We start from the raw sequence: 14,897 nt of genomic DNA on the forward strand, positions 1-14,897 counted from the left end.
ATCGAAGACGAAGGTCCAGAACGCGCACAAGAGCGAAAGTTGATTAACCGGGGGATTCCAAATCTCCCACAATGGCACGGACCGCGGACAAAATCGAGTCGCTCATCGCCGACGATTCGGCGATGGCCGACGCCTTAGCGGTCGTCTACGACCGCACCGACGGCGGCTCCGAGCGAATCGAGTGGGCCGACGTGAACGACGAACTCACGAGCGGCCAGTGGGGCCGACTCATCGAAAAGGACGTGTTGGAGAGCGTGGACGACGAGTTCCGACTCAAAGACCCCGGCGCGGTAGAGGCCGCGCTGGACGACGAACCCACCACGACTGTCTCGACTTCGACCACCGACGTTGACTCGGACGACGAGGAGATGGAAGAATCGTCGTGGTCGAAGTGGGACAAACTCGCCGCAGTCGGGTCTGCGGGCCTGTTCCTCGGCTACTCCCAGAGTTCGGTGCGTAACATCGTGGGGAGCGCCATCGAAGTCCTCGTCGGTCCAATCGACGCCGTACTGCCGTTCTACGTGGTCGTGTTAGTGCTGGCACTGCTGACCGGTCTCTACTCGACGCTCCTGCAAGCGAACCTGATGGACATGGACAAGATGAGCGCCTATCAGGAGCGCATGAAGGACATTCAGGACAAGCGCAAGGAGGCCCGCGAGCGCGGCGACGACGAGGCCCTCGAACAGATTCGGGAGGAGCAGATGGACGCGATGGGCGACCAGTTGGGCATGTTCAAAGAGCAGTTCCGCCCGATGGTCTGGACGATGTTCCTCACCATTCCCGTCTTCCTCTGGATTTACTGGATGGTGCTGGACGGCCACGTCGCCACCGGCGAGTGGGAAATCGTCGCGCCGCTCATCGGCGAAGCCCGCTGGACGACCAAAGTGCTGGGTCCGATGCAGTTGTGGATCATCTGGTACTTCCTCTGCTCGATGGGCTTCACTCAGCTCATCCGGAAGTCGCTGAACATCCAGACGACGCCGACCTAATCTGCGCCCGCTTTTCTGCGTTCGACGTTCGAGGAGTCTCCTCGATTCTCGCAACCGGCAAACGCTTGCCCCCATCGAAACGTTGACCCGCCGGGGCGGGCCAGTTTGAACGTGAGCAGATACCGGAACTTCGTGCTGTTCGTCCTGTTGGCCGCGATATGGGGGTCGGCGTTCATGGCCATCAAGGCGGGTCTCGACTACTTCCCGCCGGTCCTCTTCGCGGCGATTCGCTACGACATCGCGGGCGTGTTGATGCTGGGCTACGCCGCCTACGCCACCGACCGCTGGCGGCCCCGCACCCGAGGAGAGTGGTCGCTCGTCGTCGTCGGCGGGAGTCTCCTGATAGCCGCCTACCACGCCTTCCTGTTCGTCGGCGAGGGCTACGAGGGCGTGACCAGCGCCGTCGCCGCCGTGGTCGTCAGTCTGAACCCCGTCCTGACCACCGGGTTCGCCCGCGGTCTCCTGCCGAGCGAGCGTCTGACGCCTGCGGGAATCGCGGGCCTCTTGCTCGGTCTCGCTGGCGTGGTCGTCCTGAGCGACCCGAATCCGAACAACCTCGTGACCTCCGGCGTCGTCGGGGAACTGCTGGTGTTCGCGGCCGCGGCGTCGTTCGCACTCGGGAGCGTCCTCACCCGGCGCATCGAGGCCCAACTCCCCATCGAGACGATGGAGGCGTGGTCGATGCTCCTCGGCGCGGTCATGATGCACGCCGTGAGCGTGGCCCGCCCGAGCGAATCGCTCGCCGCGATACGGTGGACCTCGGAGGCCGTCTGGGCGCTGGCGTACCTCTCCATCGCCGCGAGCGCGGTCGGGTTCCTGATATACTTCGACCTGCTGGACCGCCTCGGTCCCATCGAAATCAACCTCGTCTCCTACGTCGCTCCGATATTCGCGGCGCTCTCTGGGTGGTGGTTCCTGAACGAGGTCATCGACCTGAACACGGTCGCAGGCTTCCTCATCATCTTCGCGGGATTCTGTCTGGTGAAACACGAGGCGCTGGCCCGCGAACTCCCCAAGGTCAGGTCGGCCGTCACCCGGCGGTGACTGCAACGACTGTCCGGCGGGTCTCTTTTCGGACTGGTACGACTCCAGAAGGACTTTAGCCTCGGGCCGGACACCACGGAGCAATGACCGAACGAGGAAACGAGTTCTCCGGATTCGCGCCCGAGCAGAACCACGCAGAGGGACGCTGGTCGCGGACTGTGACCGCGCTCTTCGTCGTCGGACTGGCGGTCGTCGCGGTGAACAGCGCGCTCTACTTCTTCGGCGTCGAGGCGCTGTCGCACCCGGCGATTTCGCTGGCCGGATTGGTGCTGTTGGTGCCGCAGTATCTGGAAAAACGCTAGAACGAACGCCGACTGCGAGGGCTACTTCGCCTCGGCCAGACGCTGGAACTGCTCGTCGGTCAACTCGATTTCGGTCCCCGAGAGGTTCTCGGCCAGTTGGTCCACGGTGCGCGCGCCGACGATGGGGGCCGTGACCTGCTCGTGGTGGGTCAACCACGCCAGACTGACCTGCGCGGGCGTGGCGTCCACTTCCTCGGCAATCGCTTCGACCGCCTCTAACACGTCGAAATTCTCGTCGGTGAGGTACGAATCGCGGAACTGCTGGTCGGTCGCGCCCCGCGTCCCCTTCGGCGGTTGCTCGCCGCGACTGTACTTGCCCGTCAGGAACCCGCCGGCCAGCGGACTCCACGGCACGACGCCGATGTCGTAGTCGGCGCACATTTCGAGGTAGTTGCCCTCGATTTCCCGGTTGGCGAGGTTGTACCGAGGCTGTGCGAGTTTGAAGGGTTCGTAGCCCCGCTTGTCGGCCAACTCGTTCGCCTTGGCGACCTTCCACGCGTTCGGTCCGAGCGTCGAGGTCCCGAGATAGTTGACTTTCCCCTCGCGGACGAACCCGTCGAGGGTGCGCATGAACTCCTCGGCGGGCGTCTCGTCGTCCCACCGGTGGACGTACAGCAGGTCCACGTAATCGGTCCCGAGACGCTCCAGAATCTCGTCGATGTTGTTCCGGAGGTGCTTGCGCGAGAGGCCCCGCCCGTTCGGGTCGTCGCGGGTCGGCCAGTAGATTTTGGACGCGACCACGAAGTTCTCGCGCTCCCGGTCGGCCAACCAATCGCCGATGTACTCCTCGCTCCGGCCGTCGCCGTACATGTCGGCGGTGTCGATGAAGTTCCCGCCGGCGTCGGCGTAGGCGTCCAAGAGGTCGTGGGCGCGCTCCTTGCCGATTTCGACCTCCTCGTCGTCGTCCTCTCGGCCGAAGCGCCACGTCCCGAAGGCGACTTCGCTGACCTTCGTCCCGGTGCGACCCAGCGACACCGTATCGAGATTCATGCTCGAACGTTACCGAAGCGTCCGGTTAAACCATCTGTTCCGGGAACCGTGTGGGACGGGACAGCAGAGACCGGCCAGTCGAGACGAACGAGAAGCGCGGCGTCGAACAGGGCGGTGAAGTCAGAGGGCGGCAGAATGGAGGGCCGAAAGTGGAGGGCCGAAGCGTCACTCTCGCTTGTGGCTGTGGCCGGCCAGTAGGGCGGCGACGTTCAGCGCGAGCAGGCCGATGAAGGTCAGCAGTTCGCCCTGCGTCGAGATGCCCGAGGCCAACAGCGGCAGGTAGAGGAAGGGCAGTGCGATTGCCGACCAGAACCCGACAACCTCGAAGGGCGTGGTGAGGGTGTGGTCTCGGTACTGGTCGTACATCACAGCGAGTTTGGTTCGCCCTGCGCTCGCCTCGCCGGCGTCCGCGGGGGAGGTGATGGAGCCGTTTTCGTTTTGGAGGGTGGATTCGGTCATGGGGACGTTTCGTCCTCATCCATTCGTTACACCGCAGGGGTCATATAACGGGCCGAGCGTTAGCGCGATTTCAGGACCGTTTACCGTGAACAATACGAAAAGAGTACCTTTCAAAACGCCTTCTAAACCGTTCGTAAAATTTAAAACCGGATTTGAGCGTTTTTCTCTCGGATACTACGACAGTAGAAATACCGGCATACCCCGACCACTCGACCGGTAATCAGGCGTTGCCTGCGCGTCGGTAACCAACGTCAACGTCGGCGGTGGAATCAACCGTACCCCTCCACAAAGGATGAAGGAGACGAACGAAGAAGAGACCACCATGAGCGAGCAGGCCGACTGGATGCGTCCCGAGGACGACCACTTGCTCGCCCTGCTTCGCGCCGAGCGCAAGGATACGTTCAACACCATCGCCGAGCAGTTGCCCCTCGCCCGCGAGGAGGTCGCCGACCGGTGTCGGACGCTAGCCGACCACGGACTGGTCGAACACCTCGGAAGCGACATCTACACGATTAGCCCGCTCGGCAGGGAGTATCTCGACGGTGAGGTCGAAGCCTCGGACCTCCACGAATCCTAACTATCGTTTCTCCTCGCGGAGATGTCAACCGGTGAGCTTTTGTGTCGGAGTTGAGACCGACGAGGCATGCGACGTCGCGCGTTTCTGACGACGGCCGTCGTCGGCGTCCTCGCTGGCTGTAGCGGGGGAGGCGACAAGACGACCAGCCAGACGACCACCGAGACTACCTACGGATACGGTGGCACGGCGACGACTGCAACCACGGCCGAGACCGCGACACCGACTACCACAGAGATTGCAACCACCACAGCGAAGAACGAAACGACGGAAACATCCTCGGCCCCCGAGGACGAGTACGGCGAACAGGGCTACGGAACGCTCGGATACGGTGGCTAAGATGACGAAGAATCACGACTACAACACGCCGAAGGAAGGTGCGACCGACTGGCACGTCCCGCTGAACGAAAACTTCGAGAAACTCGACGGCGACGTCGAGATTCGGGACACAGACGACAAGCGCTCGGAGTACGAACCCCGAGCGGGTGCGAAGTTCCTCGCCACCGACACCGAAAACGAGTACCTCGGCGACGGGTCCGAATGGAAGCGACTCGCCACGTCGGGCAAGTCGCCCGCCTTCGATTCGGTCGAGACCGGGGAACTGCGCCACACCGCCGACTCGGATGGAACGCGGCGCAAACTCCTCGATACAGTCCGCAACAGTGAGCAAATCGACTACGACTCCGGGAAGCTTCCGAAGTTCGACGCCTACGAGGTGAACTTCAGTATCGACGGCGGCCTCGACTGTAAGGTCAACGACGTAAACAGCAACCAGCGCTACGAGTACGTGACCAAGCGGAGCGGAAGACTGGCCGACAGTCTGACCGACGATTCGGGGTCCGTGTCGGGGATACGGCGTGAAACGTCGTCGAGTTGGGAGGTGCTTTCGGGAACCGGGTCCGGGACGCTACTGGTCCACGGACCGAACGTGAACGAGAAGGACAGTCACTTTCTGAAAACGACCGCAACGGTGACCACGACGCACGGCCCCGAGAACACGGTCCTCGAAAGCGGCGTCGTGGAGAGTGAAAATCCGGTTCGGCGACTTCGCCTCTCGGGTGGAAGCGGGAAACTGAACGTCTACGGCGTCGATTACGTCCGGTAGCGCGAGAGTCGGCGACGACGAGCGTCGGCACTCGCCTCGGTCGCCGGAACGTTCTTTGACCGACCCTCTGAAACGACCCGTAGTGACGACCATGCCAGACGCTGACTTGATTGCCGAAAAGACCGAGCAGGCCGCCGACGCGCTGGCCGAACAGGACGTAGACTGCTGGCTCACCTTCTGCCGAGAGACGACCGAAATCCACGAACCGTGTCTGCCCTTCCTCCTCGGGTTCGACGTGGTGTGGCCGACCGCAATCGTGGTCTCGAAGGAGGACCGGTCGGCGGTGGTCGTCGGCCGCCACGACGCGCCGAACGCCCGCGAACTCCCGCACGAGGTCTACCCCTACGACGAGTCGCTGGAGGAGGCCCTCCTCGGCCTGCTGGACGAAATCGACCCCGACGAAATCGCGGTCAACTTCTCGCGGGACGACAACACTGCAGATGGGTTGACTCACGGGATGTACCTCAGACTGCGGGACCTCCTCTCCGGAACCGACTACGACGAGTCGCTGACCAGCGCCGAGGACGTGATTTCGGCGGTCCGGGGTATCAAGTCGCCCACCGAGAGAGCGCGCGTCCGGCAGGCGGTTGAGACCACCGAGGAGTTACTTGGCGAGATGCGCGACCGATGGGACCCCGACTGGACCGAGGCCGACGTGTCCGACTGGCTTCACGACCGGATGGACGACCGGGGTCTCGGGAGCGCGTGGAGTTGGGACTACTGCCCGACGGTCCACGCCGGCGGCGACAGAGAAGTCGGTCACACCCTGCCGGGCGAGTTGACGCTTCCGCCGGGCGAGGTCCTGCACATCGACTTCGGCGTGAAACAGGACGGCTACAGCGCCGACATGCAGAGGCTGTTTTACCGGCCGTCCGACGAGAACCCCGAACCGCCCGAGGGGCTACGCGAGGCTTTCGCCGACGTGCGGTCCGCCATCGAGGCAGGCCGGGAGCGAATCGCGCCGGGCGTGGCGGGCCACGAGGTCGATTCGGCCGCGCGCGACGAGTTGACCGACCGGGGGTGGCCCGAGTACGAACACGCCTTCGGCCATCAGGTCGGGCGGAACGCTCACGACGGCGGGACGCTCCTCGGCCCGCAGTGGGACCGGTACGGGTCCGCACCCGAGGGCGAGATTCGCGCCGGAGAGATTTACACGGTCGAGTTGGGGGCCGACACCGAGTGGGGGTATCTGGGACTGGAAGAGATGCTCCTCGTGACGGACGAGGGAACCGAGTGGCTGACCGACCCGCAGGAATCGCTGTCGGTACTCGCTCGTCCGGAGTAGGCAGTCCGACAATCTTCACCCAATTAAAAGCAATATTATTGTTTCCCTAACTGTTGGAGAGGCGTTCTGAACACCGATAGTGGTGGAAATGACACAGGTTCCCCCCCGGATTTCTCTTGGTATTCTAAATAATAACGCCGAGAATAGAACGTCGTACAGTCAGCGAGGACGACCGAAGATTTCGAGAACACGATGACCAATCAGCACACGAATACTGGACTAGTCTGGGACGAGCGGTGCATGTGGCACGACACGGGAAGCGCGACGGCGTTTATTCCCGCGGGCGGGCCCGTCCAACCCGACGAACACGTCGAGAATCTAACAGTCGCTGAGCGGCCCGGTTTTCAAAATCCTTTTCGTAGGCGTTCTCCGGCGAGACGACTCGCTCGGAGTTCATGGTGATGAAGAAAATGCCCGGGGAGGGCTCCGAACCCTCGATCTCCGCATGACCCAGGTACGAGGCTCGGCGGGCCTCTCGGGCATGGGAGGCTTCCAAGGCCTGAGCACCGAATCTCAGTAACCCTATGAGTGCGGCGCTATGTCCAGCTAAGCCACCCGGGCTCAATTTCGAGTAGGTGGGTGTTGCTCTTTAAAGTTCTCATCTTCCGGCGATTCGTCACCGGGACGCACGGGGATTTTTCGTGAGAGAGATTCGTCGCGCTACGCACCCGGCGGATTTAAGCCGGGGGGATAAACATACCTGAGCATGAGCGTTCCCGGCATCGTACAGTCCCGGCTAGACGGCGAACAGGTCGCGGCGCAGGTCCCGCTCGGCGGCGAGGACGGCCTCTACGTGACTCGCACTCGGACTCTCATCTATCGCGCAGACGGACTCCTGAGCGACGAATCGGTCGAGGAGTACCCCCACGAGGCCGAACGAATCGAGATTTCGGAGGGGCGGCGCAAGTCGGCCATCAAACTCGACTACGGCATCGAGGGCGACGAGAAGTTCAAGATTCCCTCGAATCGGCTCTACGAGGCCCTCCACCCCGTGCTGGCCGGCGTGCTGAACGCGGCCGACGTGACCGGTCCCGACGAGACGGTCAAGCAGACTTACCAGTTCAGCGAACTCACGCTGGTCATCACCAGCGAGCGCGTCGTCAAGCACGTCGGCGCGGCGGTCTGGGACGAGGACCACGAGGAGTTCCACTTCGACGACGTGACCGCCCTCGACGTGGAGGAGGGCAACGTCTCGTCGCAAATCATCCTCGAAACCGACGGGCGTCCCCAACGCATCAAGACACCGAGCGACCAGACCCGCGAGGTCCGCGAGCGCATCGAGCGCGCTCTGCTGGAGCATCACGACGCGAGTTCTTACGACGAGTTCGCTCGGGAACACGCCGAACCCGACGACCACGGCGAGGCCGAGGGCGAGTCCGAGGCTCCCGGCCAACCCGCCGAGAACGACCCGCTGGCGGGCGGCGGCGTGGACCCCATCGACGCCGACCCGCCGGAGTTGGACGACGAGGGCGCAATCGTGGCTGACGACGCCAGCGTGACGACCGGCGAGCGCGCAGGCGAATCGGTCAGCGCCGACGAAGCCAGTGACGCGGCGGCGCGGGCCGCGGCGGCGAGTGCCGGCGCGGATGTAGACGCCGATACCGAAACGGACGCCGGTTCGGGCACAGACGCCGGTCGTGCAGACGCAGGCGGTGCGAGCGAGTCGGGCGCGGAGGCCGACCGGACCGAATCGACGGCCCACTCCGCCGGCACTACCGAACCTGCCAGTCCGGCGGTCGAAGCTGATTCGACTGCCGAGGACCCCGGTGGCGCACGACCGGCGGCCGAGCGCGACGAAGTTAGTCTGACCAACGAGTCGGCAGACAGCGAGCGAGCGACCGCCGAGGAGTCGGGCGGGTTCGCCGACTCGGGCTTCGAACCGGCGAGTTCGGAGTTGGAGGCCGACGACACCGACGAGCAGTTAGCGGCGCTGACCGAGGCCGTCGAGCGCCAGAACGAACTGCTGGCCGAGCAACAGCGCACCCTCGAAACCCTCATCGAGGAACTGAGTCGCGGTCGCTAATCGTCAGTCTCGGCCCGTGACCTTCCGGATGCACTCCGGGCCGAACGCGCCGTGTTCTCCCGCGTCGAGTTTGATGAAGTAGCCAGTCGAGATACTCGCGCCGCAACGCCGACAGGAGAACTCCCCTTCCTTGGTGACGACTTCGCTCTGATAGCTGACGTAACCGCCACCTGTGGTCTTGACGATGCCCTCCTCGCGCTCGATGACGCCGCGCTTCTCGGCCTCGTCCAGAATCTTGCGCGTGGTCGCCGGATGGGTCGTGACCGTCTCGATGCGGTCCACGGCCTCGGCAACGGTGAGTTCGGGGTGTTCGAGTTTCGAGAGGAGTTCGACGCCCAACTCCACGGGGTCGGGGTCGCTGTCTCCGTCCTCGGAGGTGCTTGGGGGGACCTCGCCTGCGTCGTCGGCCATTGCTTCTGCATCGCCTGCGAACGAGATTAAAAGTTGCGTGAACCTCGGCGAATACTGTCGCCGGGAACAGTTGTCTGCGCGGAAATTAATATCACAAATTAAGTATGGGGTGCCGGACACGTAACGCACGAATGAGACGATTGGAGTCCGTACTGGCGATACTCGCGGTCGTGACGGTCGTCTGCTCCGGCGTGACGGCAGGCGTCCTCGTCGGGGGCGCGCCCGGCGAGGAGGGTCCGGCCGGTCCGAGCGGTCCGGAAGCGACCGGCGAGACGGCCACCACCGCGGCGACGTGGTGGGACGCCGACTGGCAGTACAAGCGACCGATAACCGTGACCGAGGAGTCCGCCACCGACCTCCACGACTACCCGGTGGTGACCCCGACCATCGACATCGGGTCGGCGTCGCCCTCCTCGATTCGGGTCGTGGACGAATCGACCGGCGAGGTCCTCGACTTCGGCGTCAGCGAGTCCGGCGGGGGCTACCGCATCGCGGTCCAACTCGCGGTTGGCGCGGGCCAGACGCGCTCGGACCTCGCGGTCTACTACGGGAACCCCGACGCCTCGTCGGTGGCGAGTCCGTGGAATCAGGTCCGGTACAACTTCTACGACGACTTCGACGACGGGACGCTCCACCCCAACTGGGTGGTCGAGTCGGGCGACTGGACCGAATCCGGCGGGACGCTCAAGCCCAGCGGCGACGGCGTGCGCATCCACCGGAACCTGACCCAACCGCTCGTGCAGTCCGACATGCCGATTCGCTGGGAGACGCGAGTGGTCTCGCGTTCGACCGGCGGCGGGAGCGACCAGCGCCGGGCGTGGCTTTTGAACGACGAGGGCGAGGGCAATCGCCTGTTCTTCCTGCGGACCTACCAGAACAGCGACGACGGCGTGGGCGTCAACATCGGGTGGAACTCGCCCGACAGCCAGAAACTGCTGACCGCGGGCCAGTTCTCGGTGGGCGACTACATTACCGAGGAGGTCCTCGTCCGGCCGAACGGCGACCTCGACGCCTTCGCGGAGAACGAGGCCAACGGCGAGACGGGGAGCAAGGTGTACGCCACCGACGAGACCTACCGCTACTCGCAGGTTGCGATGCGGGACCACGGCGGCAATCCCGGCGCGGAGTGGGACTACATCAGGATTCGCTACGACGTCGATTCGGAACCGTCGGTGACGGTCGGCGACGAGCGGACGAACGCGCCAGCGACGACCACGACCACCGCAACACCGACGGCGACACCGACCACGACTGCGACGACCACGACGACCCAGAGGACGACGACGACGACGGCGACGACGCAGGGGACGACGACCACCACGACCACCACGACGACGCAGGTCTGCCAGCCCTCGGCCGAGGAGCCGAGCATGCAGGCGGTCCAACTGCACACCCAAGAGACCCGAATCTCGGCGGACGACCCCGGCCACATCTCCGGCGCGATTGCCAGCGACATCACGAACAACTGCCCGGTCAAGGTCCAAATCACGCTCCAACTGCCCAACGGCGTCCGGGTCGGCGGCGGGCAGAACATCCAGAGCGGCGGTGGCGGCCTGACCACCTCGACGTTCGTGGTCCAACCCGGCGAGGTCCGGGAGATAAGCGCCGACGTGTACAGCGACGACCCCGGCAAGAAGACGGTACAGGCGTCAATCACCTACTTCCCGGTCGGCCACCGCGACATGGCCAGAGAGGAGGACGGCCTCACGCTCGAATTCGACGTGGCCGGTGGCTCCGACTCGAAGGCGCTCGCGGACGATTCGACCACGGCCGCGGCCGGCGGCGGAACCGGTGAGGCGACGACGGCCGCCTCGGATGACTCCGAGACCACCGAGCGCCCCGACTCCGACGGCGACGGCGTGCCCGACGACGTGGACTACGCGCCCGACGACCCGTCGGTCCAGTCCAAGTCCGACCTCCAAGACGACGGCGTGGGAATCCCCGGCTTCTCGGTGATTTCGGCGCTCGCGGGTCTCGCCCTCGCCGGTCTCTTGCTGGCGACTCGGAACGGCAGAGATAGCTGAAGAAAACGAAACTGTTTATCTAAGCATCTTTGAATTGGTTACTGTCCGCTTCGCTCGGTGAAACATTCACCCTCCTTGGCGTCTGCGTTCGCTTCGCTCGCGGTTCCACCGCTCACCAGTCGCGGCGCGGAGCGCCGCCACCCCTTGACCGCGAACCGCGCGAGGGCTTTCGAGACCGCAGTTCCGGTTTCGTCTGCTACTCCGAACACTACCGCGGAGCGACCCAAAAAGAAGATACCCGCCGAGCAGAAACCCACGCTCCGATGGCCACCGTCGCGCGCCGACAGGTCGCCGGACTCGCCCTCCTCGCGGTCGTCGCAGTGGCGAGTCTGCTCGCCGGTCCCGAGAAACTCCTCGGGGTCGCTCGGGACCTCGCCGACCGGCCCGCGCTGTTCGGCGTCCTCCTCGTCGGGGTCTACCTCGTCCGCCCGCTGTTCGCGTGGCCGACCACGCTGGTCGCCGTCCTCGCAGGCTACGCCTACGGTCCCGTCTGGGGCTTCCCCATCGCGCTGGCCGGGACGACCGGGAGCGCCCTCCTGCCCTTCCTCGTCGCGCGCTACCTCGGTACAGGGTCGGCAGAGCGAACCGGGTGGGGGTTGAGACTGGTCGCACGCCTCGGCGACTCCGGTGAGCGATTCTTCGCTACCGCGGGCGACCTCCGAGGGATGGTGGCCTCCCGCCTCGCGCCTGCGCCCTCCGACCCGGTTTCGGCCGCCGCGGGCCTCTCGGGCGTCTCGACCGGCGCGTTCGTCGCCGGGACCGCAATCGGGGAAATCCCGTGGACCGTCACAGCGGTGCTGGCCGGGAGTTCGCTCGACACGCTCTCGACCGCAGGGTTGGACGCGATTGGCTTGCAACTCGTCGCTGTGGCCGCCGCCGTCGCCGTGGCGCTCCTCGCGGGACCGGCCTACCGGGCCGTGAGCGCCCGGCGGTGAGAACTCACGCCGAATTTGGAACGGATTTGGAACGGAGTCGGAGCCAAGTGGGTGAGAGTTCGAAAAACCCCTTTTACCGTGGCGATGCCTCGTCTGAGCATGAGAAACGTACTCGAAAGTGCGGTCGTTGCGGTTGCGGCCGGAATCGCGGCCCTCGCCGGGTCCTACGCCGTGGCCGGCCTCACGCCGGCGTTCGTCGCCGCACCGGTCAGCGACTTCGTGGTCGCTTCGACTCCCGACGCCGTGATTACGTGGTCGATTCAGACCCTCGGCAGTCTCGGCGGCCAACTCGGCTTCCTGCTGGCACTCGCGCTGACGGCAGGGTTGTTCGCACTCGCAGTCGGGGCCGGTGTCGTCCTCGCCCGGCGCTTCGCGGTCCCCGGCGCACCCGTCGCGGGAGTGGCCTGCGTGGCGGTCGGTCTCGCGCTCACCGGGTCGGCAGTCTCGACGCTCACAGCCGGTGCCGGCGCGGGCATCGTGGTCGGCCTCGCCGGCCTGCGGACCGGGAGCGAATCGACCGCGGCCTCGACCTCCGCGGCACGTCGGCGCGTCCTCCAAGCCGTCGCGGGAGCCTTCGCTGTCGGGAGCGTGGGCGCGGTCCTCGGGTCCCGGAAGGGCGGGCAAGTCCCCGAGGCCGACGGCGAGATTTCGGCCGGCGTCGAGGACCTCCTCGGGGCGGCCGATGAGCGGTCTCTCGACGTGGCGGGCATCGAACCGCTCGTGAGCGAGAACTTCTATCAGGTGGACATCAACAGCGTGGACCCCACCGTGGACCGCGAGGAGTGGACCCTGAGCGTGACCGGTGCAGTCGAGGAGGACGCCGAATTCGACTTCGACGACCTGACCAGTTCCGGGTCGGTCGAACACCGGTTCGTCACCTTGCGGTGCGTCGGCGAGGGGTTGAACGGCAAGAAGATGGACACCGCGCTCTGGACCGGCGTGCCCGTGACGGACCTGCTGGAATCGGCCGGCGTCGAGGCGGGCGACAACTGCTGTGTCATGCTCCGCGCGGAGGACGACTTCTTCGAGGAGTTCCCGCTGTCGGCGCTCGAAGACGGGTTTCTGGCCTTCGAGATGAACGGCGAACCCCTGCCCCGCGGCCACGGCCACCCGGTTCGGGCGCTGATTCCGGGCCACTGGGGCGAAATCAACGTCAAGTGGCTCACCGAAATCGAGGTCTTGGACGAGGAGGCCAAGGGTTACTGGGAGCGCCGGGGGTGGCACGGGACCGGGCCGGTGAACACCGTCGCCAAACTCCACGCCGTGAACCGCCTCGGCGAGGGCGAGTCGGGTGGGACCGAGATGCAGGTCGGCGGCCACGCCTACGCCGGAACCCGAGGGATTCAACAGGTCGAAGTCTCGACGGACGGCGGCGAGTCGTGGAACGAGGCCACCCTCTCCGAGCCACTTCCCGGTTCGCCCGGCGAACAGGGGGCCGCGGACGGACAGGGGACTGCCGAGGACGCATGGCGGCAGTGGGAGTACACCTACGAGGCCTCGTCGCCCCACGAGGTGGTGGTCCGGGCGACCGACGGCGAGGGGGACCTCCAACCGGAAAAAGAGCGCAAGCCCTTCCCCAGCGGGCCGACCGGGTGGGTCTCGAAGCGGGTCGAGCCGTAGGTATAAGTCCCGTGGCTGACAATCGAGGGACAGCGCGATGGACAAGGCGCTCTGGTACCTCCTCACGGCGACGCGGGGCGGCGAGAACCGCGCGCGCATCATCCGCCACCTCTCGGAGCGCCCACGCAACGCCAACCAACTCGCCGAGTCGATGGACGTGCGGTACAAGACGATTCGCCACCACCTCGACATGCTCGAAGACCACGGCGTGGTCGAACCCGGCGACAACGAGTACGGCAAACTCTACTTTCTCACCGACCAGTTCGAACAGCACCGCGAGGCCTTCGAGGAAATCATGGAACACATCGAATGAGAGGACCCTAGCATGAGTACGATACAAATCGCAAGCGGTATCGCAGTCGTGAACATCCTGCTCCTCGGTCTTCTCACGACCGTCTGGGTCCGCAACTACCGGAAGTTCCGGACGCCGCTCCTGCTGGGCCTCGTCGCGTTCGGCGCGGTGATGCTCGCCGAGAACGTGGTCGCCATCTACTTCTTCTTCAGCATGAAGATGCTCTACTCGGGCGACCCGACGGTCCAGCAGGCCGTGTTGGTCCTCCGCGGACTTCAACTGGTCGCGGTGGCCTTCCTGACGTGGGTCACGATGCAGTAGGCGAATCGGTGGCCTCGCTCGATTTTCGCTTCGCTCGGGTGCGCTCGGTGGAACAGACCACGAGCGAACGCTTGGCCGACCGATTCACAGGGTGGGATGAAGGGGCCGACCGCTCGCGGTCACGCGAGCGGGCGGGGACTTCGAGAAGTGTTCACGGCCTCGGTTCTCCCCGAGTCGGCAACGGTACGCGACGACCGGACGAAAACGCTCAAAGAACCAATATAATTGCTAGAGCAATAAATAGTGGTTTAAAGGAAATAAAAGTATTGTCTGGAGAATCGTGTAGTTAGTAGAAGGTGTCTGAACAGTCGTAGACCACGCCGTGTTGCGGGCAGACGTACTTGCAGTGGCGAGAGTACAGCGGTTCCTCGCAGATTGGACACGGGCGACCTCCTCGCTCGTCGGTTGCATTGTCGTCACCTGCCGAAGTCACGTCGTCGCTCACGTTCAACACTCGCCGAGCCAGCGACTTACTCCTTTCTACCGACTGTGAAACGCGGAGAGAGGAGAACCGGGAGAAAAG

18 protein-coding genes and 1 tRNA gene are annotated in these 14,897 nt (G+C 64.8%); 13 read left to right on the forward strand and 6 right to left on the reverse strand.

The window, feature by feature from the left end; all coding sequences use genetic code 11:
• Window positions 1–71: 71 nt before the first annotated feature.
• The 3 genes from P2T57_RS08095 to P2T57_RS08105 all read left to right on the forward strand — a co-directional run bounded on the left by P2T57_RS08095 (window position 72) and on the right by P2T57_RS08105 (window position 2,335).
• Window positions 72–989, forward strand: coding sequence for a DUF106 domain-containing protein (locus P2T57_RS08095; protein WP_276301976.1), 918 nt, complete (start codon window positions 72–74; stop codon window positions 987–989).
• 111 nt (window positions 990–1,100) lie between these two features.
• Complete coding sequence (locus P2T57_RS08100) at window positions 1,101–2,033, forward strand: DMT family transporter (protein WP_276301977.1); 933 nt, start codon at window positions 1,101–1,103, stop codon at window positions 2,031–2,033.
• Window positions 2,034–2,116: 83 nt separating this feature from the next.
• Window positions 2,117–2,335, forward strand: a complete 219-nt coding sequence (locus P2T57_RS08105) for a hypothetical protein (RefSeq protein ID WP_276301978.1) — start codon at window positions 2,117–2,119, stop codon at window positions 2,333–2,335.
• A gap of 21 nt (window positions 2,336–2,356) precedes the next feature.
• Here the strand turns inward: P2T57_RS08105 and P2T57_RS08110 are convergent, their stop codons facing one another.
• Together P2T57_RS08110 and P2T57_RS08115 are read right to left on the reverse strand one after the other, a co-directional pair.
• Window positions 2,357–3,325: an aldo/keto reductase gene (locus P2T57_RS08110; protein WP_276301979.1), complete on the reverse strand. Its 969-nt coding sequence runs from the start codon at window positions 3,323–3,325 to the stop codon at window positions 2,357–2,359.
• A 165-nt stretch (window positions 3,326–3,490) separates the two neighbouring features.
• Entirely contained in the window at window positions 3,491–3,784 is a 294-nt protein-coding gene (locus P2T57_RS08115) for a DUF8028 family protein (protein WP_276301980.1), read from the reverse strand.
• A 322-nt stretch (window positions 3,785–4,106) separates the two neighbouring features.
• On the opposite strand from P2T57_RS08115, the gene P2T57_RS08120 reads away from it, so the two are divergent.
• From P2T57_RS08120 to P2T57_RS08135, 4 genes are all read left to right on the forward strand, one after another.
• Complete coding sequence (locus tag P2T57_RS08120; RefSeq protein WP_276301981.1) at window positions 4,107–4,361, forward strand: hypothetical protein; 255 nt, start codon at window positions 4,107–4,109, stop codon at window positions 4,359–4,361.
• 66 nt (window positions 4,362–4,427) lie between these two features.
• Window positions 4,428–4,697 carry a hypothetical protein gene (locus P2T57_RS08125; protein ID WP_276301982.1) on the forward strand — a complete coding sequence of 90 codons (270 nt, stop codon included), beginning with the start codon at window positions 4,428–4,430 and terminating at the stop codon, window positions 4,695–4,697.
• A 1-nt stretch (window position 4,698) separates the two neighbouring features.
• The gene (locus tag P2T57_RS08130) at window positions 4,699–5,463 is read left to right on the forward strand and encodes a hypothetical protein (RefSeq protein WP_276301983.1); all 765 of its coding nucleotides are present in this window, start codon (window positions 4,699–4,701) and stop codon (window positions 5,461–5,463) included.
• A gap of 91 nt (window positions 5,464–5,554) precedes the next feature.
• Entirely contained in the window at window positions 5,555–6,748 is a 1,194-nt protein-coding gene (locus tag P2T57_RS08135; RefSeq protein ID WP_276301984.1) for a M24 family metallopeptidase, read from the forward strand.
• Between the two features lie 411 nt (window positions 6,749–7,159).
• Here the strand turns inward: P2T57_RS08135 and P2T57_RS08140 are convergent.
• Window positions 7,160–7,309, reverse strand: a tRNA-Met gene (locus P2T57_RS08140).
• Between the two features lie 145 nt (window positions 7,310–7,454).
• Here P2T57_RS08140 and P2T57_RS08145 point away from each other — a divergent pair.
• Entirely contained in the window at window positions 7,455–8,771 is a 1,317-nt protein-coding gene (locus P2T57_RS08145; protein ID WP_276301985.1) for a DUF7115 domain-containing protein, read from the forward strand.
• A 3-nt stretch (window positions 8,772–8,774) separates the two neighbouring features.
• Here P2T57_RS08145 and P2T57_RS08150 read toward each other — a convergent pair whose 3' ends face one another.
• Window positions 8,775–9,182, reverse strand: a complete 408-nt coding sequence (locus P2T57_RS08150) for a DUF5830 family protein (RefSeq protein WP_276301986.1) — start codon at window positions 9,180–9,182, stop codon at window positions 8,775–8,777.
• Between the two features lie 131 nt (window positions 9,183–9,313).
• Between P2T57_RS08150 and P2T57_RS08155 the strand changes: the two genes are divergently transcribed.
• On the forward strand, window positions 9,314–11,206 hold the full coding sequence (locus P2T57_RS08155; protein WP_276301987.1) for a hypothetical protein: 1,893 nt from the start codon (window positions 9,314–9,316) through the stop codon (window positions 11,204–11,206).
• 38 nt (window positions 11,207–11,244) lie between these two features.
• On the opposite strand, the gene P2T57_RS08160 is transcribed toward P2T57_RS08155, so the two are convergent.
• On the reverse strand, window positions 11,245–11,415 hold the full coding sequence (locus P2T57_RS08160; protein ID WP_276301988.1) for a hypothetical protein: 171 nt from the start codon (window positions 11,413–11,415) through the stop codon (window positions 11,245–11,247).
• Window positions 11,416–11,469: 54 nt separating this feature from the next.
• Here P2T57_RS08160 and P2T57_RS08165 point away from each other — a divergent pair, with 54 nt between their 5' ends.
• The 4 genes from P2T57_RS08165 (at window position 11,470) to P2T57_RS08180 (ending at window position 14,374) form a co-directional block, all read left to right on the forward strand.
• A complete protein-coding gene (locus P2T57_RS08165) occupies window positions 11,470–12,141 on the forward strand; it encodes a TVP38/TMEM64 family protein (RefSeq protein WP_276301989.1) in 672 nt (223 codons plus the stop codon).
• Window positions 12,142–12,240: 99 nt separating this feature from the next.
• Entirely contained in the window at window positions 12,241–13,761 is a 1,521-nt protein-coding gene (locus P2T57_RS08170; protein ID WP_276301990.1) for a molybdopterin-dependent oxidoreductase, read from the forward strand.
• 37 nt (window positions 13,762–13,798) lie between these two features.
• Window positions 13,799–14,074: an ArsR/SmtB family transcription factor gene (locus P2T57_RS08175; protein ID WP_276301991.1), complete on the forward strand. Its 276-nt coding sequence runs from the start codon at window positions 13,799–13,801 to the stop codon at window positions 14,072–14,074.
• A gap of 12 nt (window positions 14,075–14,086) precedes the next feature.
• On the forward strand, window positions 14,087–14,374 hold the full coding sequence (locus P2T57_RS08180) for a DUF8036 family membrane protein (RefSeq protein WP_276301992.1): 288 nt from the start codon (window positions 14,087–14,089) through the stop codon (window positions 14,372–14,374).
• A gap of 286 nt (window positions 14,375–14,660) precedes the next feature.
• Here P2T57_RS08180 and P2T57_RS08185 read toward each other — a convergent pair whose 3' ends face one another.
• The gene (locus P2T57_RS08185; protein WP_303657550.1) at window positions 14,661–14,807 is read right to left on the reverse strand and encodes an HVO_2523 family zinc finger protein; all 147 of its coding nucleotides are present in this window, start codon (window positions 14,805–14,807) and stop codon (window positions 14,661–14,663) included.
• Window positions 14,808–14,897: the final 90 nt, after the last annotated feature.

It is taken from the genome of Halorussus lipolyticus (assembly GCF_029338375.1).
Taxonomy (GTDB): Archaea; Halobacteriota; Halobacteria; order Halobacteriales; family Haladaptataceae; genus Halorussus; species Halorussus lipolyticus.

Excerpts from the sequence above, each read along its gene's own strand:
- P2T57_RS08155 (WP_276301987.1), top strand. The coding sequence starts at position 9,314 with ATGAGACGATTGGAGTCCGTACTGGCGATACTCGCGGTCGTGACGGTC.
- P2T57_RS08115 (WP_276301980.1), bottom strand. The coding sequence starts at position 3,784 with ATGACCGAATCCACCCTCCAAAACGAAAACGGCTCCATCACCTCCCCC.
- P2T57_RS08165 (WP_276301989.1), top strand. The coding sequence starts at position 11,470 with ATGGCCACCGTCGCGCGCCGACAGGTCGCCGGACTCGCCCTCCTCGCG.
- P2T57_RS08145 (WP_276301985.1), top strand. The coding sequence starts at position 7,455 with ATGAGCGTTCCCGGCATCGTACAGTCCCGGCTAGACGGCGAACAGGTC.
- P2T57_RS08125 (WP_276301982.1), top strand. The coding sequence starts at position 4,428 with ATGCGACGTCGCGCGTTTCTGACGACGGCCGTCGTCGGCGTCCTCGCT.
- P2T57_RS08120 (WP_276301981.1), top strand. The coding sequence starts at position 4,107 with ATGAGCGAGCAGGCCGACTGGATGCGTCCCGAGGACGACCACTTGCTC.
- P2T57_RS08180 (WP_276301992.1), top strand. The coding sequence starts at position 14,087 with ATGAGTACGATACAAATCGCAAGCGGTATCGCAGTCGTGAACATCCTG.
- P2T57_RS08175 (WP_276301991.1), top strand. The coding sequence starts at position 13,799 with ATGGACAAGGCGCTCTGGTACCTCCTCACGGCGACGCGGGGCGGCGAG.
- P2T57_RS08150 (WP_276301986.1), bottom strand. The coding sequence starts at position 9,182 with ATGGCCGACGACGCAGGCGAGGTCCCCCCAAGCACCTCCGAGGACGGA.
- P2T57_RS08105 (WP_276301978.1), top strand. The coding sequence starts at position 2,117 with ATGACCGAACGAGGAAACGAGTTCTCCGGATTCGCGCCCGAGCAGAAC.
- P2T57_RS08130 (WP_276301983.1), top strand. The coding sequence starts at position 4,699 with ATGACGAAGAATCACGACTACAACACGCCGAAGGAAGGTGCGACCGAC.
- P2T57_RS08135 (WP_276301984.1), top strand. The coding sequence starts at position 5,555 with ATGCCAGACGCTGACTTGATTGCCGAAAAGACCGAGCAGGCCGCCGAC.
- P2T57_RS08110 (WP_276301979.1), bottom strand. The coding sequence starts at position 3,325 with ATGAATCTCGATACGGTGTCGCTGGGTCGCACCGGGACGAAGGTCAGC.
- P2T57_RS08170 (WP_276301990.1), top strand. The coding sequence starts at position 12,241 with ATGAGAAACGTACTCGAAAGTGCGGTCGTTGCGGTTGCGGCCGGAATC.
- P2T57_RS08095 (WP_276301976.1), top strand. The coding sequence starts at position 72 with ATGGCACGGACCGCGGACAAAATCGAGTCGCTCATCGCCGACGATTCG.